The organism is Sodalis sp. RH19 (genome assembly GCF_047324215.1).
Lineage (GTDB): Bacteria > Pseudomonadota > Gammaproteobacteria > Enterobacterales > Enterobacteriaceae > Acerihabitans.
Genome location: NZ_CP178734.1, coordinates 5,223,347 through 5,249,112, shown reverse-complemented (window position 1 = coordinate 5,249,112; position 25,766 = coordinate 5,223,347). Strand labels below are relative to the sequence as shown.

Here is a 25,766-nt window from a genome sequence, read left to right as displayed (position 1 = left end):
TTGAACCCATGGCAACATTAATCGCAGAAAACCTGGCTAAAGCCTACAAGGGCCGACATGTGGTGGAAGACGTCAGCCTCAAGGTCAGCTCAGGGGAAATCGTCGGGTTGCTGGGGCCGAACGGGGCCGGCAAGACCACCACGTTCTACATGGTGGTCGGCATCATCCAGCGCGACGCCGGGCGCATTATTATCGATGACGACGATATCAGCCTGCTGCCGTTGCATACCCGCGCCCGGCGCGGCATCGGCTACCTGCCGCAGGAAGCGTCGATTTTCCGCCGCCTGAGCGTGTTTGATAACCTGATGGCGGTATTGCAGATCAGAAACGATCTCAGCGCTTCGCAGCGCGACGACCGCGCCAATGCGCTGATGGAAGAATTCCATATCGCCCATCTGCGCGATAACCTGGGGCAATCATTATCCGGCGGCGAACGGCGGCGGGTGGAAATTGCCCGCGCCCTGGCGGCCAACCCCAAATTCATCCTGCTTGACGAGCCTTTTGCCGGCGTCGACCCGATTTCCGTCATCGATATCAAGAAAATCATTGAACATCTGCGCGATAGCGGCCTGGGCGTGCTGATTACCGATCATAACGTACGCGAAACATTGGACGTCTGCGAGCGCGCCTATATCGTAAGCCAGGGACATCTTATCGCCCATGGCACACCCGCCGAAATCCTTCAGGACGAGCAGGTGAAGCGTGTTTATCTGGGCGAAGAGTTCCGCCTCTGATAAGGTGTCCTGAAGTGAAAGCCCCAAGAGGTTAATTAACGCATTATATGAAGCAAGGTTTGCAACTCAGGTTTAGTCAGCAACTCGCCATGACTCCGCAGTTACAGCAAGCAATACGCCTGCTGCAACTGTCTACGCTTGAACTTCAGCAGGAGATTCAAACCGCGCTGGAAAGCAACCCCTTACTTGAGCAAACCGATGTCCATGAAGAAATAGACTCACACGACGTACCCGACAGCGAATCGCTTGATACCCGCGAGGCGATGGAGCAGAAGGACATGCCGGAAGAACTGCCGCTTGACGCCACCTGGGACGAAATGTACTCGGCGGGCACGCCCTCGGGCACCGGCACCGACTACCGCGACGAAGAACTGCCGATTTACCAGGGCGAAACCATCCAGACCCTGCAGGATTACCTGATGTGGCAGGTGGAGCTGACGCCGTTTTCCGATACCGATATCGCCATTGCCACCTCCATCGTCGACGCGGTGGATGAAACCGGTTACCTGACGGTGCCGCTGGAAGATATCCTCGAGTGCATCGGCGACGACAGCGTCACCATGGACGAAGTGGAAGCGGTATTAAAACGCGTGCAGCGCTTTGATCCGGTGGGCGTGGCGGCGCGGGATCTGCGGGATTGCCTGCTGATCCAGCTATCGCAGCTGTCGAAGGATTTCCCTTACCTGAACGAAGCCAGGCTTATCGTCAGCGACTATCTCGATCTGCTGGCCAGCCATGATTTCCGCAGCCTGCTGCGGTCCACCCGCCTAAAGGAAGACGTGCTGAAATCCGCCATGGCGCTGATCCAATCCCTCGATCCCCGGCCCGGCCAGTCAATCAACACCACCGAATCGCAATATGTCATCCCGGACGTCCTGGTGCGCAAGGTGCATAATCGCTGGACGGTGGAGCTCAATACCGACAGCATTCCCAATCTTAAAATCAACCAGCAATACGCCGCGCTCGGCAATACCACCCGCAATGACTCGGACGGACAATTTATCCGCAGCCATTTGCAGGAAGCGCGCTGGTTAATCAAAAGCCTGGAAAGTCGTAATGACACGCTGTTAAAAGTGACCCGCTGCATCGTGGAGCAGCAACAGGCGTTTTTCGATCAGGGAGAGGAGTATATGCGGCCCATGGTGCTGGCGGATATCGCCCAGGCGGTGGAGATGCACGAATCGACGATATCCCGCGTCACGACGCAAAAATATCTGCACAGCCCGCGCGGCATTTTTGAACTGAAATATTTTTTCTCCAGCCACGTCAATACCGAGGGGGGAGGCGAAGCGTCTTCTACGGCCATTCGTGCGCTGGTGAGAAAATTAATCGCCGCGGAAAACCCGGCGAAGCCGCTAAGCGATAGCAAGCTGACCACCCTGCTTTCCGATCAGGGCATCATGGTGGCGCGGCGAACCGTGGCAAAATACCGAGAGTCTTTGTCCATCCCGCCGTCAAACCAGCGTAAGCAAATGGTTTGACCTCTACAGAGAAGGAAGACACTATGCAGCTGAATATTACCGGACAGCGCGTTGAAATCACCGATGCTTTGCGCGATTTCGTGACGACGAAATTTTCCAAGCTGGAACAATACTTCGACCGGATCAATCAGGTATATATTGTTCTGAAGATCGAAAAAGTCCAGCAGATTGCCGAAGCGACGATCCATGTCAACGGCGGTGAGCTGCACGCGACGTCAGAGGCGGACGATATGTATGCCGCCGTCGATTTGCTGATCGACAAGCTGACGCGCCAGTTGAACAAACATAAAGAGAAACTGAAACAGTACTGAATTCACTGTAGCCATTATCGCTACCTAACCTCACATCGGCTCGTTATCCGTACGATAACGGGCCGATGAGTCTTAAAGGTGAAACAAGCGCCTTAAGTGAAATGAAATGACTAACGATACAGCTTTGCAAATAAACACGGTGTTAAGCCTTGAGTGCACCCGCGGCTCCATCCACTGCCAGAGCAAAAAACGCGCGCTGGAAATTATCAGCGAGCTGGCGGCCAAGCAGCTCAACCTGGCGCCGCAGGTGGTGTTCGAGGCCGTATTGACCCGTGAACGCATGGGCAGTACCGGTATCGGCAACGGTATCGCCATCCCGCATGGCAAGCTGGAAGAAGACACCCTGCGCGCGGTCGGTGTGTTTATCCGCCTGGAGCAGCCTATTGCCTTTGATGCGATAGATAACCAACCGGTGGATTTGCTGTTTGCGCTATTGGTGCCGGCCGAGCAGTGTAAAACCCATTTGCACACCCTGGCCCTGGTGGCCAAGCGCCTGGCCGATAAAACGGTCTGCCGTCGCCTGCGCGCCGCGCAAAGCGATGAAGAGCTGTATGCCATAATGACGGAAACGGAAGCCGGGTCTTAACGCGCCGGGTCGGATTGCCTGCCCGGCGCTGTACCGACCAGCGGGGAGTCATTGGCGCGATTACGGCAAGCGTGGCCAATGGGTCAATAAAAATACCAGAGGGGAGTCGTCATGGTGCTGATGATTGTCAGCGGTCGATCCGGTTCAGGGAAATCAGTCGCGCTGCGCGCGCTGGAAGATATGGGGTTTTATTGCGTCGATAACCTGCCGGTGGTGCTGCTGCCGCAATTGGCCAATACGCTGGCCGATCGGAATATCTCCGCCGCGGTGAGCATTGATGTGCGCAATATGCCCGAGACGCCGGAGATTTTCGAGCACGCCATGGACAACCTGCCGCAAAGCTTTTCGCCGCAGCTGTTGTTCCTCGACGCCGATCGCAGCACCCTCATCAGGCGGTATAGCGATACCCGGCGCCTGCATCCGTTATCCAGCAAGAACCTGTCGCTGGAAAGCGCCATTGATGAAGAGAATGAACTGCTGGAACCGCTGCGCTCCCGCGCGGATCTGATTATCGATACCACGGAAATGTCGGTGCATGAGCTGGCGGAAATGCTGCGTGCCCGGCTGCTGGGCAAACGCGAGCGCGAGCTGACCATCGTGTTCGAGTCTTTCGGCTATAAGCACGGCCTGCCCATCGACGCCGATTATGTTTTCGACGTGCGTTTCCTGCCCAACCCGCACTGGGATCCCAAACTGCGGCCGATGACCGGGCTGGATAAGCCGGTGGCGGCCTTTCTCGACCGCCATACCGAAGTGCATAATTTTATCTATCAAACCCGCAGTTACCTGGAGTTATGGTTGCCGATGCTGGAAACCAATAACCGCAGCTACCTGACCGTGGCCATTGGCTGCACCGGCGGCAAACACCGCTCGGTCTACGTGGCCGAGCAGCTGGCGGACTATTTCCGTTCACGCGGTAAAAACGTCCAGTCCCGGCACCGCACCCTGGAAAAGCGCAAACCATGACGGTTAAACAAACGGTGGAAATCAAGAACCGCCTGGGCATGCACGCCCGGCCGGCAATGAAGCTATTCGATCTGGTGCAAAGCTTTGACGCGGAGGTGTTGCTGCGCAACGATAGCGGCACCGAAGCGGAAGCCAGCAGCGTTATCGCCCTGCTGATGCTGGACTCGGCCAAAGGCCGGGTGATCGAGGTGGAGGCCACCGGCCCGGATGAGATACAGGCGCTGGCGGCGGTGATCGAGCTGTTTAACGCCGGTTTCGACGAAGACTGATCACGCGCGGCTCAGGCTATCGATGGCCACCGCCTTGAAGCCGGCGAAATCGCGGCTGTCGCGCAGCCTGGGCATGGAGCGCTCGCGCACGAAGGTCACGAACAGCTCATAGATCGCCATCGCCTCTTCATAATCGGTCTTATTGATCGCCAGCAGGAAAATCACGTAGGCGGTTTCATTATCGCCCCAGGCTATGCCCTGCGGCGCCAGAATGGTGTAAATCACCGTCTGCCTGGCCAGCAGCCCCAGGGAATGCGGCAGCGCAATGCCGTCGCCCAACAGGGTACTGACGATAGCCTCGCGCTCCACCACCGAGGGATAGAAATCTTTATCCACAACCCCTTCCCGCTTCAGCTGGCCGCATACCTGCTTAAACAGCGCCTGCTGGGTCAGCGGCCGGTCGACAATCATAAAATGCTGTTCAGAAAAGAACTTTTCCAGCATATAAGGGCGGGTGCGATCCACCAGCACCAGTTTGCCCAGCTGTTCGAGCTGATAGTCGCTGGGGAACGGCGCCAGCACCATCACCGGTTTGTTTTTTTCACCGATCCTGACGGTGGAAATGACAAAATCCTCCTCCAGCGCCGGCAGCTTGTCATATTCCCGTAATGAAATCACCTGCGTCACGGCAATCTGCGGATATTTGCGCTTGAGCATCGCCTGGATCATGCGCACCGTCGAGTTGCCGCTGTCGCAGACCAGCAGCGCCTGCGGATGGCGCTGGTAGCCGATATTGTAGTGCCGTTCCAGGCCGACGCCGATATGCAGGACCAGATAGCCTATCTCGTTTTCACTGATGACATACGGGGTATATTTGCCCCAGCTGGTTACCGCCGCCAGCGTCACGTCATAGGCCATGGGATAGTGCTGCTTGATGTTGGCCAGCAGCGGATTGGGAATGGTGATTTGATAGCGCACCCGGGTGATCATGGTCTTGATATGGGTCAGCAGGTCGGCGCGCAGCTGGCTGTCGTTTTGCAGGTTATAGTTATAGTGGCTGTTGATATAGCTGAGGATATAGTCCACCAGCGTTTCGTCGTCGTCGGCGTTAATGGACGAGGGATTGATGTCCTGTATCCGCCGCGCGGCAATATGGATGCGCAGGTAATTTTCCTCCGCCGCCGAAAAGCCCTTGCCGGTTAACGGTTCGATCAGGCGCACCAGCTGCGCGGACGCCGTTTTAATCCCCTCGTCCACCTCCTCCATCGGGAAATCCGGCAGGGGGTAGCCTTGCCGGATGCGTTTGACCGCCACCGCGCTGTACAGGGCCAGATATTGTTCGCCCTCATCGGTAAGCTTGATGCCGCTGGCCACCAGGCTTTGGTGCCAGGCCGGCTTCAGCCGCGGCAGAATATCGAACGGCAGCTCGCTGCTGGCCAGCAGATAGCTGTCATGCTCGTCCAGCGACAGGGAATACATCAGATCGGTCAGGCACACCCGGATGGACGCTTCCTTGCCGAACAGCTTCATGCCGTGGCGGGGTTTGGTCTCGATGGTCAGATCGTAGCGCGACAGCCGTTCGCGCACTTCGCCCATATCGCTTTGCAGCGTGCCGCGGCTGACATACCATTCGTCGGCCACATCCTCCATCTTAAAGGCATAGGCCGAGCTTAAAAAGCGTACCATCAGCGCCGGGATACGCTCGGCGCTGGAATGAGGCGTGCGATTTTGGCGCGGCGTCTGCCGGGAGAGCGAGGCAAAAAGCGGCTCGTCGTCGATTTTCAACTGATAGCCGCTGCCGCGGTTGAGAACAAACTGCGCGCCATGGCCGGACAGGATGGCGTTCAGCGCCTGGATATCGGCCCGCACGGTGCGGGTCGATACCGAAAAACGTCTGGCCAGCTCTTCCTGCGGCAGCGATTCCGCCTGTAATGCGTCGAACATATTGGCCAGTCGCTGGTTAGGAAATCTCACCATGGCTTATGCAACCTGCTTTTTTACCAGCGCCAGCAATGTCGCCACGTCCTGGGGGCGGGTATTGCCGGTCTCTTTGTCGATAATCGAGCTGTAGATATGCGGAATGATGCGTTTGACCCCGGCGTCCAGCGCGATCTGCAGGATCGGGGCGAAGTTGTCCAGATCGATGCCGCCGGTCGGTTCCAGATAAAAATCATGACGCGCGCAGGCCAGCGCCACCGCCCGGTATTCATCCAGGTGATCCAGCCCGCCCATGGGGAAAAACTTAATGGAGCTGCCGCCCATGTCCTTTAGCAGGGCGATGGCCGTTTCAATGGGCACGATGCCGTCGGGCGACCTGGCGCTGAGCGGACCGGTGGAGATTTTCACCAGCCCCGGCCGGCCGGTGGGCGACACCAGGCCATTGACCAGGGTATCGGTCTGGCCGAGCAGCGCGCGGCTGGCGCCGACGCCGGTAAACACCTGGTTGACGTGCTGCGGCTGCAGGACGCCGGCAATGGCGGCGACCATCGCCGACTGGTTCGGATCGCCCGCTCCCAGGCCAACCGACAGCGCGTTGTCAATCAGGGCGGCGTAGGCGCGCATATCCTCGACGGCCGACGGCACGTCGGGATAGTTTTTCGAGAGGACGCCAACCAGCACATGGCCTTCCGCCGCCTCGTAGATGGCGCGCGCGTTTTCTTTGGAGCCGGCCAGAACGTTCAGGCAAACCCGGTCGCGGTAATAATTGGGGGTTAATTTCATGAACGGGATCCTTTTCCTATTTCACTGATGCGTGAACTAATGATATCAAGCTGGGCCGGGGTCACGCTGCGCACATCCACCTCGATAATGCCCGCGTTAGCCTTATACCCGCGAAAATAAATCGCCGGATTGCCCATTTTCAACGCCGAGACGATATCCGCCGTGGCGATGCCCAATACCGTCTCGTCAAAATGGATTTCGGCGCGGGCGATGTCGCGCCCCGCCCCATCCCACACCACCCGCGCGCTGATGCCGGCCAGGGTATTCAGCCGATCGATAAACGGCGTCATTTTGGCCACCATCTCGCCGCCCGACTCTTTTTCACGCGCCAGATAGCTTTCGATGGCCTGGGTCAGGCCCAATATGCCTTCCTTGCCGATTTTCATTGCCCGGCCGATGCCGCCGCCCTGCCGCTTGACCCACTCCACCGCCTGCGTTTTGCCGATAACCAGCCCGCTGGTCGGTCCCTCGAGCGCTTTGGCGCCGCTGTAGATCACCAGGTCGGCGCCCTGGCGGTAATATACCGCCAGATCTTCCTCGGCGGCGGCGTCGACAATCAGCGGCAGATGATGGCTATGGGCGATTTCCGCGGCCTGCGCCACGGACAATATGCTCTTTTGCACACAATGGTGCGATTTAATATACAACACCGCCGCCGTTTGCGGACCGATGGCCGCCGCCAGTTGCTCCGGGGAGCACTCGTTGGCATAACCGGCCTCCACCACCTTACCGCCGCCCAGCGCCACCATGGTGCCCACCGGCGCGCCAAAATTCACGTTATGCCCCTTGGGCAGCACTATTTCATGAGGCACGGCCAGCGGTGCGGCATGCAGGTTCACCAGCAGGTTCAGGTCGTCCTTAACGATAAACGCCGCCACCGACTGGGCGATGCCCGCCGAGGCGCAGGAGACGATAACCGCGCTCTCAACGCCCAGCAAACCGGCCAGGTAGGCGCCGGTCTTATCCACCAGATCCTTCATTTCAAAATAATGGTTCAGGCCCAGATTGACCGCGTCGACCACATCCTGCCGGGGTGTGGACACGCCCAGCAGGGTCATGCGGCCCGAGGCGTTGATCACTTCTTTCAGCTGATATTTTTCATAAATCGAAGACATGGGAGGTTTTTCCTTCGTCCGTTAACAAACAAACGCCCGCCACCACCGCCGCCAGCGGGATCAACTGCTGCTCCCCGGCGACGGAGTGTCCCTCGGCGTCGGTGAACACGCAGGGGGCGGTGCGAACGTCAAACAGGGTTATATCCGCATCGCAGCCGGGTACAAGCCGTCCTTTTTTGGTCAGGCGCAGCGCATCGGCCGCATGCAGGGTTACACAGTCAATCACCTGGGCGAGCGTCATGCCGAGGGTGAAAAATTTAGCCATCACCGCCGCCAGGCTATGTACAGGCCCGTCAATACGGTTGCGGCAATAGATATCGGAGCTGATGGTATAGGGATAGATACCCTGGGCTATCGCCAGGCGGGCCACCTCGAAGCTGAAGCTGGCGGTGCCATGGCCGACATCCAGGCGCACGCCGCGTTGCAGCGCCTTGCGCACCGAGGCGCGCAGTTCGCCCGCGGGCGTCAGGATGCGGTTGGGCTTGCCGTTATAACAATGGGTGACAATATCCCCGGCGCCGAGCAGATCGACGATGCGCCCGAGATCCGGCGGATTATTGCCGATATGCACCATTAACGGCAGATTGCCGTTTTCCCGCTGGATTTCCTTGGCGCGCTGCAGGGGCTTGACGCCGTTGGCGCCCACCACGCTGCTGCTGATCCTGGCCTTGATACCGATAATAAAACCGCGATGACGGGCAATCGCCTCACCGGCCAGCGCTTTGTCGATGCGCGTCATATCCGCCAGTTCATCCTGGGTGACGATGCCGGTGCGCGCGATATTCAGCAGGGCATACACCCGGGTTTTGGCCGCCCGGGTCAATTGATAAAAATCGTCCACCGCGTCGGCGCCGGTGCTGCCGGCGTCGACCACCGTGGTCACGCCGCAGGCGATACCCACCTTATCCGGCTCGTCATGGTATATCGGCGAGGCGGGATAGCAATGGACATGGGAATCAATCCAGCCGGCGCTGGCATAATAGCGCCCGCCCAGGTTAATCTCGCGCCGGGCGGAAGTCGGCACGGCGCCCACGGCGGCGATGCGCCCGTCCAGCACGGCGATATCGGCAAGGGTGCCGTCCGGCTGCCTGGCCTGCCGGATAATCAGATCATATAAGGGTGCCAAGGGTCCTCCTTATGTTATCCGCCCGCCGCCCCGTGGCGCGGCCGGATAATCAACACAGTGATGGCGTCCCGGCGGCGGGCGTTAGGTTACGCAATAGCCACCGGGAAAAACGCGCCCAGCAGCATCGCGCCGAGGATGGCGCCGCCGGTAATGGGTTTATTCCACAGATAAAACAGCAATGCCCCGGCCAGGGATCCCAGGCCGATGGGGATCGACGCGGTAATGGCCGACAGGATAATCAGCGGCCCGAGAAAACGGCCCGATGCGTTGCCCGCGCCCATCATGACATCCGCCCCGTAGGTGGCGTTGCTTTGGTTAATGGTGAATCTGCGCGCCAGGATAATCAGGCCGCCGATGGCCAGGCCCAGCACCATGCCGGTCGCCAGCGAGGCAAGGAAATTCTCCAGGGGAAATTTGATGCCCGCGCCCAGCAGCAGCGCCGGCACGCCCAGGCCGACCCCGGTCTGCAGCGCGCCGCCGATATCCAGGATCCCCACCAGGGATCCTTCGATAATGCGCGCAAACAGGAAACTGGCGCCGAAAGCGGCCACCGCGCCGTAAACGCCGGTATCGATACCGGTGCGCAGCATGGCGACAAAGGCGACCTCGTTAAAGGCGCCGATGCCGTACAGATAGTACATATGGGTCCCGGCAAAAATCCCGGCTGAAAGCAGTCCGACAAAAATCGGGAACGACCAGTCGGCATACCAAAAACCGCGTTTTGTTTCTTCCATTTTCTTAACCCCTGTAAAATTTATTTACCGCTTAAGGCGTTATGGATGCCGTTCAGCCAACCGGGCACGCCCAGGCTAAAGGACTGCAGCATTTTCATATCAAAACCACGGAAGAAACCGCTGAGGACAAACAGGGCGATAATCGCCGCCATCATGATGCCGGTGATTTTATTCCAGCCGCCCTCTTCCACGCCCTTGCCGATCAGGATGCCCAGCACCAGGCCCGGCACGGCGTTGCCCATGATAAGCTGCGCCAGGCCGCCGAAAATGGTGGCCCAGAAACCGGAGCGTTTGCCGGCGTCGATTGCCGCCAGCCAGAAGATCACCGGCATGACGGTATTCACCAGGATATTGGCGGCAGGCACCAGGACCTTCACGGCGGTCACCTGGAGCGCGGCGGGCACGGCGGAAGCGGTGGAGTTAAGAAATGCCACCACCAGCATGCCGATGATGCCGCAGGCAAACGCCATGCGTTTTGGATCGTGCATGGTTTCACTGAGCTGGCGGTTTTTAATCATCAGCGCCGCAGCCCCCCAGTGGGGAATGATGCGATGGTCGACATCCTGGGTAAACGAACCGGCGGCCACCGACGATGCCCAGGCGTTAAAGAAGAAACCCAGGCCGAAGGAAAAATGCGACGCGGGATCGCCCTCGCAGGAATTGAGTTCACCCAGGGTACGAAAGGCCCCCATGCCCTGAACGGTCGGCGCATGGAACATGCGCGCCGCCCCGGCCCCCACCCCGACGCCGACCAGCCCGCCGATAATAAGTGACTTTATTAAAATGATAAGAAACATCGGATTATCCTTTGATGATTTATCCGCATCGTTAACTGCGGGTAAAAGGGACTTTTTCGGTATCGATCATGATGATGCCGACCGTAATATCCAATATGACGCTGTAGCTTTTCTTTTCACGCGGCAAAAAGAAAAAAAGGAATTTTTCAGTAATACGCTTCTCTTCCGCCTGGATAATTTTGACTTCCTGCGGTTCAATGCGCAGCAAAACACAGCCGGTGGATTTCATCACCGCTGGCTGCACCTGACTTAACGCGGCGGCAAAAGCGGCCGCTTTGGTTTCACCTTTTCCCGCCACCTGTACGGTTAAAACAGACTGCTCTTTCATCAGGCATTGCCATATTTTTTAAGCCAGGTTTCTACTAATTTTTGCCCCAATTCTTCTTTATCCATAAAACCAAAACCCAATACTTTATTGCCTTCCTGGATAGCCGTTACGCCTTCTTCAATCGAGCGCATGCCGTGTTTGGCTTTATAACCGTATTTATTCTGCGCGGTGATGGCGCCGGCGCCGCCGCTGCCGCAAAAGGAAATGCCGAAGTCGGCCTGCTCGCTGTTCATCACATCGCCCAGCTTCATATCCGCCGCCATGCCGGGCACGACTATTGCCTTGCCGCCCGCCGCTTCGATGCCCTTGGCCACTTTCTGCCCCTTACCCAGCCGATCGCCTATCACTACCGTTACCTGTGCCATTTGGTTCTCCCACACGTTATTAAGCGTTATTGTCTTTGGCCACTTCAAAATGAACCGATAATAAATACGCTTCTTCAATCGGTAAATTATCCAGCAAATTCACCACCGCCTCCGCCATCGCCATAGAATCCGCGGAAATTTCGTCAAATAACTCTTTATCCACTTCCGGTAACGGCTCGCCGGTTAAAGAACGCATCACCATGGCGCGCACATGAGAGTGCAGCATTTGATCCTGCACGTGATTGATCCGGATATTGCGCTCCGTCAGCATCTGCATGATTTCCAGCAGAACCTTTTCGGTCAATGCGGCGGCTAATGCATCACGTTCCGTTTCTCCGCCCGCTGATACGGCTTTATCGACCACTCTGTGCTCCTACGGCATCCATAATAAAAATATTCAGCGCGGTAAAGCAGTCTTGCTTTTGCCGCCTTTAATGATGATTTACCCTAGCCGGTGCGGCGGCAGGTTTGTAGCCGTTATATTTCCACTTTGAAGTGGAAATAAATCACGGCCAAGCGATCTCATTCGCATAATGGCTACAAACCGCATCATTTCACTGTATATATGGGATATCAGAGTCCAATTGCCCGGCGACGGGCATGGAAGGACGGATATTACGTCGTTATAGACCTATAAGAATAACCTATCGTGAATTTGGCCCTGGCGATAACGCCCGGCAACCCCAGACCATATACCGCGCAGGCTGGCGCCCACCGTCTGTCTTTATGCGCTGGAAAAAGCCTTAATCCGGCGGCCGTCGGGATAAGGATAAACAATGACGATGGACCATGCGCACCCTGCCACCTGATGTGCCGGCCCCGGCCTCAGTCAGTTCACCGGCTGGGAAGCGTAAACCCGGTACGGTTAAACCTTATCAGCCGCAAAGACTAATTAACCCGCCATTATGGCGATAGTGGCCGCCTACCTGTTTATCATGGCGGCATCCACCCCCAGGTCATGTTTCATCCCTCATATGGCTCAGCTGAAAGAGATGGTTTAGCGCCGAGCAACAGATTATATATAGAGAGAAATTAATGTACATTAACCATGAAGTTATTAAACATAACCATATTGATACAAATAATTCGGAAGATGTTTTTTATGATTGCGAGCCTTACACCTTATGGCCCGGCCATAATGATGATGAACATGCCGCCGTTGATGACATAATCAATCAACCCCAAACAGCCTTAGCGGAAGATTTAAAAATAGCGTTGACGAACCTGCTTAAAATAGCGGTTTCTCATGAGGCCAGTCGGTTCAGCATGAATATGGGATTGGATATTCCACAGGCGGTATTCAATACCGCCTGGTGCCTCTATAATGCCATAACAGCCAGACAAAGTATCAGTACAGTCCTGGAAGCCGGGCTGCCGTTGTGCATAAATGCTATTTTATCCCAGTCACAATTTTTAGTTTCTGTATCCGTTTATGTAAGGGATTATATTGAAGAACAGCTCGGGCCCTCGCTGACCGGCGCATTAGATATCGGTGCGGATAATATCCTCACTCATAACAGCTATCTTTTTTTTGGCGCCCTGGCGCTGGCCAGTAAGTACTATTGCGATGGGGGGAATGAACGACAGCCGCAGCGGCGTTGTCTGAACCTGCCGGTAGCCATCGCGCGCCTGTTTAATAAGGCTTGCCAGTACTGGCAGGGATTATGCGTGGCGTCCGGGGTTCATCAACGGCAACCGACGGATGAAGGTGGCAGGATGTTATTAAACCCAACGGAAAAAACACAACAGGCCTTGGGGCGCAACCTGGCCCGGCAATGGGCCAGGCAAAGCCATTACAACCAGCTGCGCGCGGAGCGGGCGGCCGAGCAGTTTTATGGCATCAGCGCCAAGACCGGTAGCGCGGCGTCGCGGGCGCGTGTCGAGATCAACGCGCAGCCAAGGCCGCGCATTCCCCCCGTTCGGTGCCCACGATTAAGCGTGGCGCGGGATACCGGCGAGGTAACGGACTGTTTGCCGGGGACGCGCGCACCTCGTCTGCTCACGATAACACCGTCGTTCAGCCGCGGGCTGGCCGGATTTTCACTGCCCCGCCTCTCTCTGCTGCCGATGACGGCGGCGGCCCCCATACTGGACGCGACACCCGCAAAGCAGATTATTACCGCCCTGGCGCCGGAGCGCGATACCCCCGCGCACAAAAGCGATATCCTGATTAACCGCCATCTGCAGCAGGCATTTCCCACCATCACCCGCATAGTCACGGCTTGGTTAAATCAAGAGATCAAAACCAGGTATCTACTTGATATTAAGACGGAAGAATGTTGGGTTCTGTATTTTGACCGTCCTTATCCCGACCGGGAGCCCACTTACGGCCGCAGCCAAATTGCGGTAATCACACAATCGATGCCGTTAACCGAATATGTTATCAACAATTTCTTTAGTAAAGAATGCCAAGATTTGAATTCCGTCGATAAATATCAGGGGATATATTTTACGGAACGGCCGGAACCGATGCTTCGCCATCATTCACAGGCGGCGATCAAACCTTCACAAATTATCGAGCTGTTGAATAATATGGATATTGCTTCCCGGTATTTAACGGCACTGGACGTCTATTGGCGTGAGAATAAACCTTACCATGTCATCGCCAATATCATTAATATATTGACCCATCTTAGCATCGAGCAGACATCATTGGCTGATAGCGTTGTAGCTATCATCCTGCATGCGCTGGGTTTGGAGAAAAATGATCAACTGCGGGTGAGGGTGAAGCTATTTGATATAAACGGTTATCCGGCCACGGATATGGTGGTGTTCAGCATGACCGGTGAAAATATGCTCATTCTTTACCAACCGCGCGGCGTCAGGCATTTTTGGGTGTTCAATGGCATCAACGATTTGAGAAACTGGGTAATAGAACAATGCCGGAACGAAACGCAGCGCATTGACATCGCCAGCCATTTCACGTTGCAGGATAGAGTGGATGGCATGTCGCTATTCGGTTTTTACTCTTGGGGCGTCGACCGTTGGCTGGCCCATGCCGGCGCATACCCTGACCGTATCATGACGCTGAATGAATCGCTGAGCGAACCTTGCCATCTGGCGCTGGGCAACCGGCAGCAGGCGCGCTCCTTAAGCGACGCCGCAAAACTTGGCTACGCGAGCCACCAGGGCCTGTGGACCCTGGCCGCAACGGCGCTGAATATTAGCGCAAACCTGTTTGCCATGCCCCTGGTCCCCTTCGTCCCCCTGGCAGCGCAGACCAATAAAACGGACGGCGTCGCAAAAAACTTCCTGCGCATGGCCCAGTATGCCGGCGATCAGGGCGATACCGTGAAACGAGCGTTATCCATACTCACGTCGGTCCTGAGCGAAATAATGCCATACGATGAAAAAGGCGCAATTCAGCCGGCATTAAGCCTGAACTTTACACTGGCTGAATATTTTCATATCGTCCATACGGATATCGCCCTGTGGAAAACCATGCCTGAGGCCACCTCCGGCGAGAAACGCCTGGTGAAAAGGCTGAGCGTTTACCCGCTAGGGTACCGGCGGGTATTGCAGACCCACCAGCATGGAACCACGGATAACCATTTCACCTTAAGCCTGATGACCAAGGACGGTCTGCGCAGGGACGACATTATCGCCATCCGAATGTATAAAGCGGCGTTACCAATACGCTTTAATAATAGGTTACAATTATTCGAAGTTTACGATATTGATCATATCAGCAAGGCGGGTTATCCGGTCTATATGTTCGTCACCAATAATATAACGCATTGGCAATTCGGCCGCGTGACGGACACCCGTAATAACGTGGTGGGGGAAAGTGAAGTCATTATGGCTGATTACGCTTTTGTCTCGGTGCGTTTGTTTGACTTGATTATGGAAAATATTGATAACCTCTGCGCAAAGGTGAAATCACTGACTCCCATTAATAGCCAAGGTCTGGCACAGGACGCGCTTGGGCACAGCTATTTAAAAGTGGGCATACATTATATAAAAATTGAAATAGACGCCGAAAGAAATCATTATTATTTAGGCGATCGTGACGCCTGTTATCTATTGATTATCTATGATGGCAAATTAAAAAAATTCACCCTTTACTTAACGCCCGAGCAGAAGTTGTCGGCGCTCTACAACCAGCTGGCGGCGCATGAAAATGACCAATTCAAAAGCACCAATATATCTTTAAGTTACCGTAGCGGCTACCGGGGTGCTAACGAACAAGAATACTTTAGCGCCATGGTGGCTGACAACATCATCCTTGATGCCGGCGTTAAGGAGATTATTTGTTATGGTCTGTTACCACATGAAATAGTGACACACCCTGAAGCAACAGTTTTGGCTTCCCGGCTAAAAAAAGTCATGAGCGCATGCCGCCATATCATCATGGACATGATGAACACTTCGGAGTGCGTACGGCAAGCGTTTTTGATGGATACTATATATACGTTGATAAGAGTCAAAAATCCCGATAAGGATATATTCCGCGCAAAAAACATCATACGATTTAACGAATTATTGGAAAAAATGCTCCATATTATTGAGCAGCATATTGCCGATAAATTCAGTCGGATCTGGTTAGCGCGCTTTCATCAATCCGAGACCATAGTCATGACCGTCCATGGCGATCCGCTTAAACGATTATGGGTCAGCGCGGGAGATGGAGATAATGAGAGCGCGCGTCCATCGCAATGGTATCGCGCCCGCTTTTGCCGTTACGGTTGCAGCGAGCTGCCCCCAGCGCAGAATATCGCCATTCTCGACCGGGTAAACCTTATTAACGGCACCCACGCCGGGAGAAATTATGCGGCCCAGTATCAACATGAAAATTTTAAGTCAATTATCAACCGCTTATGGGCAGGCGAGATGACGGAGGGCGAGGTCAATTACCTGATCAGTCTGCCGGAGGTCACCGCGGTCAAAAATTATTTGCTCATGACCGATAGAGAACTTGCCCGAAAGCTGTTTCGCAAGAAGGCCACGGTCCGGATGGCCATGATTTTCCGCAATGCCGACCTCTTCTGCGAACTGCTGGCGCATCTGCATCGGGGCATGAACAATGGTCATCCGCAGATTCGCCATCATCAGGATCCGTGGCTGATGTCCCTGCTTTTCGCCGTGGCATTTCATGCGACCGGTCCAGCAACATCCGCGCCGGCGCGGGTATAAAAAAACCGGCCTGCCGGGACCGGTTTATTGCCTGGCGCAGCCTTCATCCTAGCGGAATTTTGCGTGGTTTTCGTTGCGGGTTTGCTGAAATTGCTTTGCCATTGCCTGGGCCTGTTTAAGATCGCCTTTATCAGCCAACGCCTGGGCCTGCTCGATTTGACCGATCAGAGTGCTCATACCCTGGCGGAAATCCTTCATCTGCGGGCTATCCGCCGGTTGCCCCTTGAGCTTGGGCGGCGTGCCGTTACGGGCATCCAGCGCCGCTTCATGCATATTGGCCAGTGCCGGTTTAAGCGTATCGAGATTATCGCTTTTGACCACTTTACTATAGTTGGCGTTAAGGATATCCATATCCTCGCCCAGATCGCGCGCCTGCGTCGCCAGGGGAGCGGCGATAAACAGGGCTGCCGACAACATTGCTATTGCTTTGAATCTCATTATTATAAATTCCCGTTAAATACCTGCGATTTTCATCTGCGGTAATAACACCGATCCGCATTGGATATTGCTGCGGGTTTCGATATCGTCGCCGACCGAAACAATATTACGCCACATATCCTTCAGGTTGCCGGCAATAGTGATCTCGCTGACCGGATACTGAATTTCACCGTGTTCCACCCAGAAACCCGCAGCCCCGCGTGAATAATCCCCGGTGATGGCACTCACACCTTGCCCCATCAGTTCGGTGACTACCAGTCCCCTGTCCATTTTTTTGATCAATGCCGCAAAATCAAGGCCCTGGCCCGCGATGCGCCAGTTATGAATGCCGCCTGCATGGCCGGTGCTTTTCAGCCCCAGCTTACGCGCCGAGTAGCTGCTTAACAGCCAGGTCTGGAGTACGCCGTCTTTGATGATGGCCCGATCCTGGGTACGCACGCCTTCGCTGTCAAAGGGTGACGATGCCAAGCCCTTAAGCAAGTGCGGATGCTCTTCTATGGACAGCCAGTCCGGCAAAATCGCCTTGCCCAGGTAATCAAGCAGGAATGTGGATTTGCGATACACGCTGCCGCCGCTGATAGCGCCGACCAGATGGCCGAACAAACCGGTTGCCGCTTCGGCGGCGAACAGCACCGGCGCCTGCTGGGTGGCAATCTTGCGCGGGTTCAGGTGCGCCAGCGTGCGCCTTGCGCACTCCTCGCCAACCCATTCCGGCGTGCGCAGGTCGTCAAATGCCCTGCCGATGGTGTAGGCGTAGTTACGTTCCATATTACCGCCGCTTTCGGCGATAACGCTGCTGGAGAGGGAATGGCGGCTGCTGTTGTAGCTTGCCAGCATGCCATGGCTGTTGCCGTAGACCTTGGTACTGTAATGGCTGTTGAAACTACCGCCTTCGGTATTGGTGATGCGCTTATCGGCGTTGAGCGCCGCCTGTTCGGCACGGGCGGCCAGATCGGCTCCGCGCTCCGCGTCCAGCTCCGCCGGATGGAACAGGTCCAGTTCCGGCGCGTCGAAAGCCAGCAGTTCTTTATCCGCCAGGCCGGCGAACGGGTCGGGTGAGGTATAACGGGCGATATCCAGCGCGGCGCCCACGGTACGGGCAATCGCGTCCGGACTGAGATCGGTCGACGAGGCGCTGCCTTTGCGCTGTTGGTAAAAAACGGTGATGCCCAACGCGCCGTCGCTGTTGAATTCAACGTTTTCCACTTCGCCATAACGGGTGCTGACGCCGATACCGGTGGTTTTGGTCACCGCTACTTCCGCCGCGTCGGAGCCGGCGCCGGCCAGTTCCAATGCCTGGGCTACCGCGTTTTCCAATAACTTACGCTGTTCTGCAACTTGAGTGACTAATTTCATTGGGCCGCCATAATTGTGAGGGTTATACGCCGCAGGATGATGTATCAATTCTATCAGTCCACAGGCTGTTTCGCACGGTATCAGGGTGGGATGGTGAAAAGGCTGGGCGGCAGGCGACAAAAATCAATGAACGGCACAGGCGCGCCGCCGTCCCCCGCGCTGGGAATATAACGGCTGCGCGCCAGGGATCGCGCCGGCGGGGTCAGGCACCGCGTCCAAGCTTGCGGTCAAAGCGCCGCCAGCATTCCGTCAGGTCGATAAGGCATTTCTTTTTACGCGCTTCGTCTATTTTAATCGCGGTCAGGCCGGCCTCCATGGCATCGATAATAGAGACCTTTAACGGTTCGCCGTGCAGCAAATGGTCGACCACGCCCTGCGCCATTTGCGTATCCGCGCCGTAATGACCGGCGTCGCCGTAGCCTTCATAGGTTTTATCCTCCAGCTTGTCGCCGCTGCGGGCATCATGGACGCGAAAATAGTTGCGGACAAAATCCCCTTCCGCCATGCCGTCGCTGCCGATAACGCAAAAACGGCGAAAATAATCCGGCACATTCAGATTGGCATGGAAAGAAAGCGTTGCGCCGGTGGCGTATTCAACGATAGCGGTCTGGTAGTCGATAATATCCGCATCGCTGGTAAACACGTTATCGGTGCTATGCCAGCCGCTGGGCTTGCGGTGATACACGTCAGACGCAGCGGTCACCGGCCCGTGCGGTTCATGCGCCGCGGTAAAGGATTTGCGCCCGCCAAAGCTCGCCACGCTGGTGGCGCGCGCGCCGACCAGCCCCTGGTACAGGTCCAGGTCGTGGCAGCATTTTTCCAGCATATACGCCCCGGCGAAACGTTCGAAGCGCCGCCAGTCGCGCATGAAAAAAGCGCCATGCCAGGGCGGAATATGCTCACAGGCCTCGATGGAGGTGATTTCGCCCAATTGGTTTTGCGCCTGGGCGTGGAGTAAATCCACATACAGCGGCGAATAACGCAGCACCAGGCCCACAATGATGCGATCGCTGCCGTACTGCCGCACCAGCTCCGCCAGCGCCATGGTCTGCTCTTCGTTTATCACCACCGGTTTTTCGGTAAAGACGATAAGCCCGGCTTCCAGCCCGGCGCGGATATGCTCCAGATGCAGGTAATTCGGCGAACCCACCATCAGTAGGTCAAAGCCGCCCGCAGCCAGCAGTTCGCCAAGCGTGCCGAATCCCCGTCCGGCATCGATGCCGAATTGCGTGAGCGTCTCCAGCCCGGCCGGCGCCGGGTCGGCGTATCCGGTTATGGTAAAATCCGCATCGGCTTGTTTAAATTCCCTGGCCACGTTCGCCATGCGAAAACCCAGTCCGACAATGCCTGCTTTCATGTTGGTTGCCCCTGCCGCCCATGATGAACCCACGTTTCTGAACCTTGAACTTATTACGATTACAAAAGTAATGTCAATTATTAACCAATACGTAAAAATGATGACACTGGATATTACATTGAAATTTAATAATTTATTAAAATAAAAGAATGTGATATTTTTTTCATTATTGCGATTTATGTTTTTTTACCCTATCTTTTCCGCTCGACACGTCAGTTCCACAGCGTCCCTGGCGGCAATTCATGTCATCAAGAGCCAAAAGGAGGGGGAACGTTGCAAGCAAATTTTTATGTGGGCGTAGATGGCGGCGGCACGGCGTGCCGCGTGCGCCTGATCGATAGTCAGGGCCGCCTGCTGGCGGAGTGCCGGGGCGGGGCGGCCAATATTTTCAGCGCTCCGGCGCAAGCCCTGGCCACGTCGCTGGCGCTGGTGGCCGAGGCCTTTCGCCTTGCCGGCCTGCCGTTGGCGGAACAGGCCGGCGCGCGGGCGGGGTTCGGTTTTGCCGGCGCCAATGTGCAGCGCGTCAGGGAACTGGCGGAAAGCTGGCCAATGCCGTTCGCGGCCCGGCATATTGCCTCCGACGTGGAAATCGCCTGTCTTGGCGCTCATCAGGGCCGCCCCGGCGCGGTGCTGATTACCGGCACCGGCAGCCAGGCCACGGCGTATGACGGCAGCCGGTTCCATTCTATCGGCGGCTGGGGCTTTAGCCTGGGAGACCAGGGCTCGGGCGCCATCCTGGGACGTCACGCGCTGCGCCGCACATTGCAGGCCCATGAGGGCATCCTGCCGGCGTCCGCATTAACGCAGGCCCTGATGGCGGATTTCGATCATTCGCCCGAGGTCATGTTGCACTGGGCCCAGTCCGCCGGCCCCCATGACTGGGCGGCGTTTGCCCCGCGCATCTTTGATTCCGCCCGGTGCGGCGATCCGAACGGCGTTCATTTGGTGCGCCAACTGGCACTGGAGATCGATCTGATGCTAGCCTGTCTGGTGGACGCCGGCTCGCCGCGGATTGCCCTGATGGGCGGTATTTCACAGCCGGTATTGCCCTGGTTGCACCCCCGCTGGCGCCAGCATATTGTCGCACCCTGCGCGGACGCCCTGGACGGCGCGCTGCGCCTGGCCGGCGGTGCCGGACCTTACGTCCAGGCCCGGCCGGCGCACCCGTTATCGTCGTCACAAGGATAAAACAGCCCAGCTATGAGCGCGCCGACCGTATCGCCACGCATTTTACGCCTGATCGTCGAACACTCGCCTATCAGTCAATCCGACCTGAAGGTTCGCAGCGGCCTGAGCATGTCCACGGTTTCACAGGCGACCAATCGGTTATTATCGAAAGGGATTATCCATGAACTCGGACTGCGCCGGGAATCCATGGGGCGGCCCAAGATCTTGCTGGGTATCGATCCCGCCTATGCCTCGGTGGTGGGCGTACAGCTCAACGCCGAGCGCAATGTGATCGTCATGACTGATTTAGTCGGCAAGCTGATCGGCGAACAGCAGATGCCGACCGGCGCGCTAACGCCGAAACAGCTCAGCGACGCGCTGGCGAAATTCCTTAAATCGGTGGAAACCAGCAAAGTGGGCGCGATCGGCCTGGCCATCTCCGGGATAGTGGATCCCCTCAGCGGGGTGTGCATTCGTTCCAAGGTACTGGACTGGAACCATGTCCCCATCGCCGGCCTGTTATCCGAGCGTTTCGCCATACCGGTCTATATCGAAAATGACGCCAACGCCATGGCGCTGGCTTCCCTGGTGTTTGGTCAGCTGGGCGACGCGCAGTCGGCCATCATCGCCACTTATGGTAAAGGGATCGGCGCCGGCATTATTCTCGAACGCCAGCTTTATCGCGGCCGGCACGGCAACGCCGGTGAAATTGGCAACGCGCTGGTCGGCGACGGGTCGGCGGCGCTTCTTGAGGAAGTGGCATCCTCCAGAGCGATATTAAACAGTATCGCCGCCACGTTGCCGGAAAATGGCCCGCCGCGCAGCCTGCAGGAGGTGGACGGCTGGCCGTCGCACCAGGTGGTGGATATCCTCACCGCCGCCGGACGGCACATCGGCATTTCGCTGGCCAATCTGTCGATCGCGTTCGATCCGGACGTGGTGTACCTGGCGATGGAGCCGCAGATGGCCTCGCGCATCCTGCTTGATCAAATCATGACGCATTTTCAGCAATACCGGCTCAAACTCACGCCGCAGGTGATCCCGCTGCGCTACCTGACGGACTCCAGCCGCATGTGGGCGCTGGGGGCGGCGGGATTTGCGGTCAACGGGCTGATCGATGCGATAGCCTCGTCCGCGGACGAGGATGCCTAGCCTGTTTAGCGGATCCGCTCACCGGATTCGCTGAACAGAAGACATTTTGCCGCATCGATGCCCAGGGTCAGGGTTTCCCCGTTGCCGATAGCGGTCAGCGCACGCTGTTCAATCACCAACGCCTCGTCCCGCCCGGTATGCAAATACAGGTAATTGGTATGGCCCAGCCGCTCGGCAAAATCCAGCACGCCGCTAAACCGCACCTCCGCCCCTTCAGCGGCCAGGAAATGCTCCGGCCTGATGCCCAAGGTAACCGGACGATCCCGGGCCAGCGCGCCGCTCACCCGTACCACCAGGTGATCCAACCCTAGCTCGGGGACCGCCAGGCGCGCCCAGCCCGGTTCACTGCCCACCACCGTGGCCGGTAGAAAATTGATTTTCGGCGAGCCGATAAATCCGGCGACAAAGATATTATCCGGATCATGATACAACTCGAGGGGCGCGCCCACCTGTTCAATGCGGCCCTGGCGCAGCACGACGATACGATCGGCCAGCGTCATCGCTTCCAGCTGATCGTGCGTAACATAAATCATTGTATTGCCCAGCTTTTCATGCAGGCGGGCAATTTCGATACGCATTTTCAGGCGCAGCTCGGCGTCAAGGTTCGATAGCGGCTCGTCAAACAGGAAGATGCGCGGCTTACGGATAATCGCCCGGCCGATGGCCACCCGCTGGCGCTGGCCGCCGGACAGGGCGCGGGGTAAACGATCGAGGAACTCGGTAAGATGCAGCACCGCGGCGGTGCTGTTCACCTGCTGTTCAATATCCCGTTTACTGTATTTTGCCACCTCCAGCGGATAGCGCAGGTTACCGCGAACCGTCATATTGGGATACAACGCATAAGACTGGAATACCATGGCGATGCCGCGATCGGTCGGCGCGCTGTGGGTAATATCCTGGCCATCGACGCTCAGGGTTCCGCCTGATATTTCCTCCAGACCGGCAATCATCCGCAGCAGGGTCGATTTACCGCAGCCGGAGGGACCGACAAATACCACAAATTCGCCGCTGTGGATCTGCAGATCGATGCCGTGGATAACATTGATTTTGTCATAGGATTTTTTTATCCCCCGAAGCTCTACGTTGGCCATCTATGTCCCCGTTTACAGTATTTGTCCCATATAGATGGCCTGGCTCCGGTGCAACAACCGGAACCCGAGCCGTTCATAAAACGCGCAGACGGGTTCATTCTTCAGGCTCACGCCGAGGTGAACGCCTGAAACGCCGGCGCGCCGCAGCGCCTCCAGCTCCGTTTCAATCATCCGCCGTCCCTGGCCGCCGCCCTGGGCCTGCGGCAGGATATTGATATGCAGGTGCGCCGGATACTGCTCGAGCAGGCCGGCTTCCTTGCTCTGCGGCTGGCGAATAAAATCCAGCACGCCTTCATCGAGCGGCAACAGCGCCCGGCGATCGGCCAGTTTTTCCCTAAGCCCCGGCCACCAGTCGCGCTGCAGCCGCTGCTCGAACGCCGCGGTATCGCGCGCGGCGACGACATACCCGAGGATATGGCCGTTTTCCTCCAGAACAAACGCCAGTTCCGGTTCAAAAATGGCGTACGGCATCACGAAACGCAGCCCGGGATAAGCCGGATCGCTGTAAAGCGCACTGGCGTCCGTGCCGGCATTCGCGGTTTTCAGGCAGATCTCAGACAGCGCGGCGCGATCGCGCTCCGCGGCCTGCCTGATCAAAAATGGGGAAGAGGACATAACAACCGGTCTCCATTGCGTTCCCAGGAATAAGGATTAATACACTAAGGAAAACATACTTAGTTCGCAAGTTATAATAATTATATTATATGGTTCAAAAAAATGACGGCAATCGCAATATCAACGCCACCAGACATAAAAGTGATGACCGCTTGCTGGGTGAATATCTTTAATGATGCATAATCATCGGTTTAGGATTTTACCGCTGAAAATACCGCGCCATCAGGGCGCTAAACTATAAGATAAAATGATAGAGCGATAAATAACTTAATGAAATACAAAACAAAAAAATGAACCCTTTACTTTTCGGTATAGAGATCCGTTATGCTGTCTCCTGATTGTTTTATCTCTCGATTGTCCTTGAATTCATTCTTTAGCCAGTTCTTTTATCCTGTATCCGCGCCGGACCGGCGATAAACAAAAGAACATTGACTTTATTTTTACCATAAAGTAAGTATTAAAGGAGAACCTGTCAGCCGTTTTCCGCCGGTGAATCCATGTCGTTTTCTCCCCGGCGCAATGGGCTTATTATCCTGTGATGGAGGTCAAAACCACCATGTCCTATTTAGTCACTACTTACCGCCGGTCTTCTTACCGCGCAGACGGACTTTTCCTCCATCGCATCAAGCTGGCGCTGGCGGGAAGCCTGCTCGGTCTCTGCGCTCTCAGCGGCGCGCAGGCGCAAACCCTCACCACCTGGGATGTATGGAACTACCCCGCCCAGGATGCGTTGATGAAACAAACCGTTACGCAGTTTGAGCAGCAAAATCCCGGTCTTAAGCTCGATCGTTCCGTCCATGCCTCCGCCGATACGCGCATCCCGCTGAAGCTGTCGCTGACCTCCGGCGAAGGCCCGCAGGTGGCGCAGGTTAATCAGGGCGGCGGCGATATGGGCGCGTTGGTACATGAAAAACTGCTCTATTCACTGGATGATTACGCCAAAACCTATCATTGGGAGCAGCGCTTCCCCGCCTCCATTCTAAAACGCAACCGGTGGTCGGATCATAATGACTTCGGCGAAGGGCATCTGTATGGGGTGGCCAGCCTCGGGGAAATGGTCGGCTTGTATTACAACAAGAAATTGCTTGATCAGGCGGGCGTCGCGGTGCCGAAAAATATGGACGAGTTTGAGGCGGCCCTGCCAAAACTACAGCAGCAAGGCATCGCGCCCATGATGATGGGATTGCTTGACAGCAACGGCGGGCCCCATTTGCTGATGATGCTCTGGCAGGATCAAATCGACAGCAAGGATCGAAAACCCCTTGACGATCTGATCTATGGCAAAGGCGGCACGTTCCATGATGCGAAACTGTTAAAGGCCGCCACGTTAATGAAAACCTGGGCGGACAAGGGGTATTTCTTCCCCGGCTACCAGGGCATCGGCAACGATGACGCCGCCACGCTGTTCCAGAACGGCCAGGCGGCCTTTTTTATCAGCGGCACCTGGTACATGGGGCAGCTCCAGGAAAACAAAGATATCCATTTCGCCGACCTGCCGCCGTTTCCCGGCGTGACATCACCGCTGATGGTGGGCGGCACCGATTTGCCATTCTCTATTACCGCCACCGCCAAGACCCAGCAGCAGCGTGATATCGCGGCCAAATTCATCAATTACCTGGTCTCCGACCACATGGCCGAGGCCTGGCTGAAGGCGGGTTTCCTGCCGGCCAGCGCCGATAAAAACGCCAAAATTCCGGCTGATAACCCGTTATTGGCCGAGATCTACCGAGTCTGGATCAAGGTCAGCGACTATGACGGCCTGGGCCATTATATCGACTGGGCCACCCCCACCATGATCAACGCGCTGCAAGAGCATGTGCAACTGTTGCTGGCGGGCAAGGAGAGCCCGCAGCAGTTAACCGACAAACTCGATGAGAACTATCAGCAATACATCAAGACGCTAACGCATTAACCCCAGGACGCCGCTCCGGTGCGCGGGCATAACGCGGGCCGGGACGGCGGCTCCTTTTATTTCGCATCAAGA

The 25,766-nt window shown here is 56.4% G+C and carries 24 protein-coding genes; 10 read left to right on the top strand and 14 right to left on the bottom strand.

All coding sequences use genetic code 11. The features are described from left to right. Nucleotides 1-8: 8 nt before the first annotated feature. The 6 genes from lptB to npr all read left to right on the top strand — a co-directional run bounded on the left by lptB (nt 9) and on the right by npr (nt 4,347). Nucleotides 9-734 (top strand): LPS export ABC transporter ATP-binding protein, encoded by a 726-nt coding sequence (gene lptB / locus ACL2XF_RS23685; RefSeq protein ID WP_410013355.1) that lies wholly within the window; start codon nt 9-11, stop codon nt 732-734. Nucleotides 735-781: 47 nt separating this feature from the next. After that, on the top strand, nt 782-2,215 hold the full coding sequence (rpoN, locus tag ACL2XF_RS23680; protein ID WP_410013354.1) for an RNA polymerase factor sigma-54: 1,434 nt from the start codon (nt 782-784) through the stop codon (nt 2,213-2,215). A gap of 23 nt (nt 2,216-2,238) precedes the next feature. Continuing rightward, the gene (gene hpf, locus ACL2XF_RS23675; RefSeq protein ID WP_162366255.1) at nt 2,239-2,526 is read left to right on the top strand and encodes a ribosome hibernation promoting factor; all 288 of its coding nucleotides are present in this window, start codon (nt 2,239-2,241) and stop codon (nt 2,524-2,526) included. Nucleotides 2,527-2,632: 106 nt separating this feature from the next. After that, nucleotides 2,633-3,112 carry a PTS IIA-like nitrogen regulatory protein PtsN gene (gene ptsN / locus ACL2XF_RS23670; protein ID WP_410013353.1) on the top strand — a complete coding sequence of 160 codons (480 nt, stop codon included), beginning with the start codon at nt 2,633-2,635 and terminating at the stop codon, nt 3,110-3,112. 111 nt (nt 3,113-3,223) lie between these two features. Next, a complete protein-coding gene (gene rapZ / locus ACL2XF_RS23665; protein ID WP_410013352.1) occupies nt 3,224-4,078 on the top strand; it encodes an RNase adapter RapZ in 855 nt (284 codons plus the stop codon). Next, a complete protein-coding gene (gene npr, locus ACL2XF_RS23660) occupies nt 4,075-4,347 on the top strand; it encodes a PTS phosphocarrier protein NPr (RefSeq protein WP_410013351.1) in 273 nt (90 codons plus the stop codon). The genes rapZ and npr overlap by 4 nt, the downstream gene beginning before the upstream one ends. Here npr and ACL2XF_RS23655 read toward each other — a convergent pair whose 3' ends face one another. The 9 genes from ACL2XF_RS23655 to ACL2XF_RS23615 form a co-directional block, all read right to left on the bottom strand. Then, nucleotides 4,348-6,261, bottom strand: a complete 1,914-nt coding sequence (locus ACL2XF_RS23655) for a BglG family transcription antiterminator (protein WP_413723501.1) — start codon at nt 6,259-6,261, stop codon at nt 4,348-4,350. It abuts the gene before it with no gap. 6 nt (nt 6,262-6,267) lie between these two features. Continuing rightward, nucleotides 6,268-7,008 carry a 2-dehydro-3-deoxy-phosphogluconate aldolase gene (dagF, locus tag ACL2XF_RS23650; RefSeq protein ID WP_413727617.1) on the bottom strand — a complete coding sequence of 247 codons (741 nt, stop codon included), beginning with the start codon at nt 7,006-7,008 and terminating at the stop codon, nt 6,268-6,270. Then, nucleotides 7,005-8,123 carry a DgaE family pyridoxal phosphate-dependent ammonia lyase gene (locus tag ACL2XF_RS23645; protein WP_413727616.1) on the bottom strand — a complete coding sequence of 373 codons (1,119 nt, stop codon included), beginning with the start codon at nt 8,121-8,123 and terminating at the stop codon, nt 7,005-7,007. Before ACL2XF_RS23645 ends, dagF begins: the two co-directional genes overlap by 4 nt. Further along, nucleotides 8,107-9,249: an amidohydrolase/deacetylase family metallohydrolase gene (locus ACL2XF_RS23640; protein WP_413721529.1), complete on the bottom strand. Its 1,143-nt coding sequence runs from the start codon at nt 9,247-9,249 to the stop codon at nt 8,107-8,109. Before ACL2XF_RS23640 ends, ACL2XF_RS23645 begins: the two co-directional genes overlap by 17 nt. A gap of 86 nt (nt 9,250-9,335) precedes the next feature. Next, complete coding sequence (locus tag ACL2XF_RS23635) at nt 9,336-9,983, bottom strand: DUF4310 family protein (RefSeq protein ID WP_410013347.1); 648 nt, start codon at nt 9,981-9,983, stop codon at nt 9,336-9,338. A 20-nt stretch (nt 9,984-10,003) separates the two neighbouring features. Further along, complete coding sequence (locus ACL2XF_RS23630; RefSeq protein ID WP_410013346.1) at nt 10,004-10,780, bottom strand: DUF4311 domain-containing protein; 777 nt, start codon at nt 10,778-10,780, stop codon at nt 10,004-10,006. 31 nt (nt 10,781-10,811) lie between these two features. Continuing rightward, complete coding sequence (locus ACL2XF_RS23625; RefSeq protein WP_410013345.1) at nt 10,812-11,108, bottom strand: DUF4312 family protein; 297 nt, start codon at nt 11,106-11,108, stop codon at nt 10,812-10,814. Then, nucleotides 11,108-11,473, bottom strand: a complete 366-nt coding sequence (locus tag ACL2XF_RS23620) for a glycine-rich SFCGS family protein (protein ID WP_410013344.1) — start codon at nt 11,471-11,473, stop codon at nt 11,108-11,110. The genes ACL2XF_RS23625 and ACL2XF_RS23620 overlap by 1 nt, the downstream gene beginning before the upstream one ends. 19 nt (nt 11,474-11,492) lie before the next feature. Next, entirely contained in the window at nt 11,493-11,837 is a 345-nt protein-coding gene (locus tag ACL2XF_RS23615) for a glycine dehydrogenase (RefSeq protein ID WP_410013343.1), read from the bottom strand. A gap of 671 nt (nt 11,838-12,508) precedes the next feature. Between ACL2XF_RS23615 and ACL2XF_RS23610 the strand changes: the two genes are divergently transcribed. Further along, on the top strand, nt 12,509-16,606 hold the full coding sequence (locus ACL2XF_RS23610) for a dermonecrotic toxin domain-containing protein (RefSeq protein ID WP_413727615.1): 4,098 nt from the start codon (nt 12,509-12,511) through the stop codon (nt 16,604-16,606). A gap of 48 nt (nt 16,607-16,654) precedes the next feature. Here ACL2XF_RS23610 and cybC read toward each other — a convergent pair whose 3' ends face one another. The 3 genes from cybC to ACL2XF_RS23595 form a co-directional block, all read right to left on the bottom strand. Continuing rightward, nucleotides 16,655-17,023, bottom strand: a complete 369-nt coding sequence (cybC, locus tag ACL2XF_RS23605) for a cytochrome b562 (protein ID WP_410013341.1) — start codon at nt 17,021-17,023, stop codon at nt 16,655-16,657. A 36-nt stretch (nt 17,024-17,059) separates the two neighbouring features. Beyond that, nucleotides 17,060-18,400 (bottom strand): metalloprotease PmbA, encoded by a 1,341-nt coding sequence (gene pmbA / locus ACL2XF_RS23600; RefSeq protein WP_410013340.1) that lies wholly within the window; start codon nt 18,398-18,400, stop codon nt 17,060-17,062. A gap of 202 nt (nt 18,401-18,602) precedes the next feature. Next, complete coding sequence (locus ACL2XF_RS23595) at nt 18,603-19,757, bottom strand: Gfo/Idh/MocA family protein (protein WP_413721533.1); 1,155 nt, start codon at nt 19,755-19,757, stop codon at nt 18,603-18,605. Nucleotides 19,758-20,030: 273 nt separating this feature from the next. Between ACL2XF_RS23595 and ACL2XF_RS23590 the strand changes: the two genes are divergently transcribed. Continuing rightward, nucleotides 20,031-20,945: a BadF/BadG/BcrA/BcrD ATPase family protein gene (locus tag ACL2XF_RS23590; protein WP_410013338.1), complete on the top strand. Its 915-nt coding sequence runs from the start codon at nt 20,031-20,033 to the stop codon at nt 20,943-20,945. A gap of 12 nt (nt 20,946-20,957) precedes the next feature. Beyond that, on the top strand, nt 20,958-22,076 hold the full coding sequence (locus tag ACL2XF_RS23585) for an ROK family protein (protein WP_410013337.1): 1,119 nt from the start codon (nt 20,958-20,960) through the stop codon (nt 22,074-22,076). A 5-nt stretch (nt 22,077-22,081) separates the two neighbouring features. Here the strand turns inward: ACL2XF_RS23585 and ACL2XF_RS23580 are convergent, their stop codons facing one another. Together ACL2XF_RS23580 and ACL2XF_RS23575 are read right to left on the bottom strand one after the other, a co-directional pair. After that, nucleotides 22,082-23,167: an ABC transporter ATP-binding protein gene (locus ACL2XF_RS23580; protein WP_413727614.1), complete on the bottom strand. Its 1,086-nt coding sequence runs from the start codon at nt 23,165-23,167 to the stop codon at nt 22,082-22,084. Nucleotides 23,168-23,179: 12 nt separating this feature from the next. After that, nucleotides 23,180-23,782 carry a GNAT family N-acetyltransferase gene (locus ACL2XF_RS23575; RefSeq protein ID WP_410013335.1) on the bottom strand — a complete coding sequence of 201 codons (603 nt, stop codon included), beginning with the start codon at nt 23,780-23,782 and terminating at the stop codon, nt 23,180-23,182. Between the two features lie 556 nt (nt 23,783-24,338). On the opposite strand from ACL2XF_RS23575, the gene ACL2XF_RS23570 reads away from it, so the two are divergent. After that, nucleotides 24,339-25,694, top strand: coding sequence for an extracellular solute-binding protein (locus ACL2XF_RS23570; protein ID WP_410013334.1), 1,356 nt, complete (start codon nt 24,339-24,341; stop codon nt 25,692-25,694). Nucleotides 25,695-25,766 lie beyond the last annotated feature (72 nt).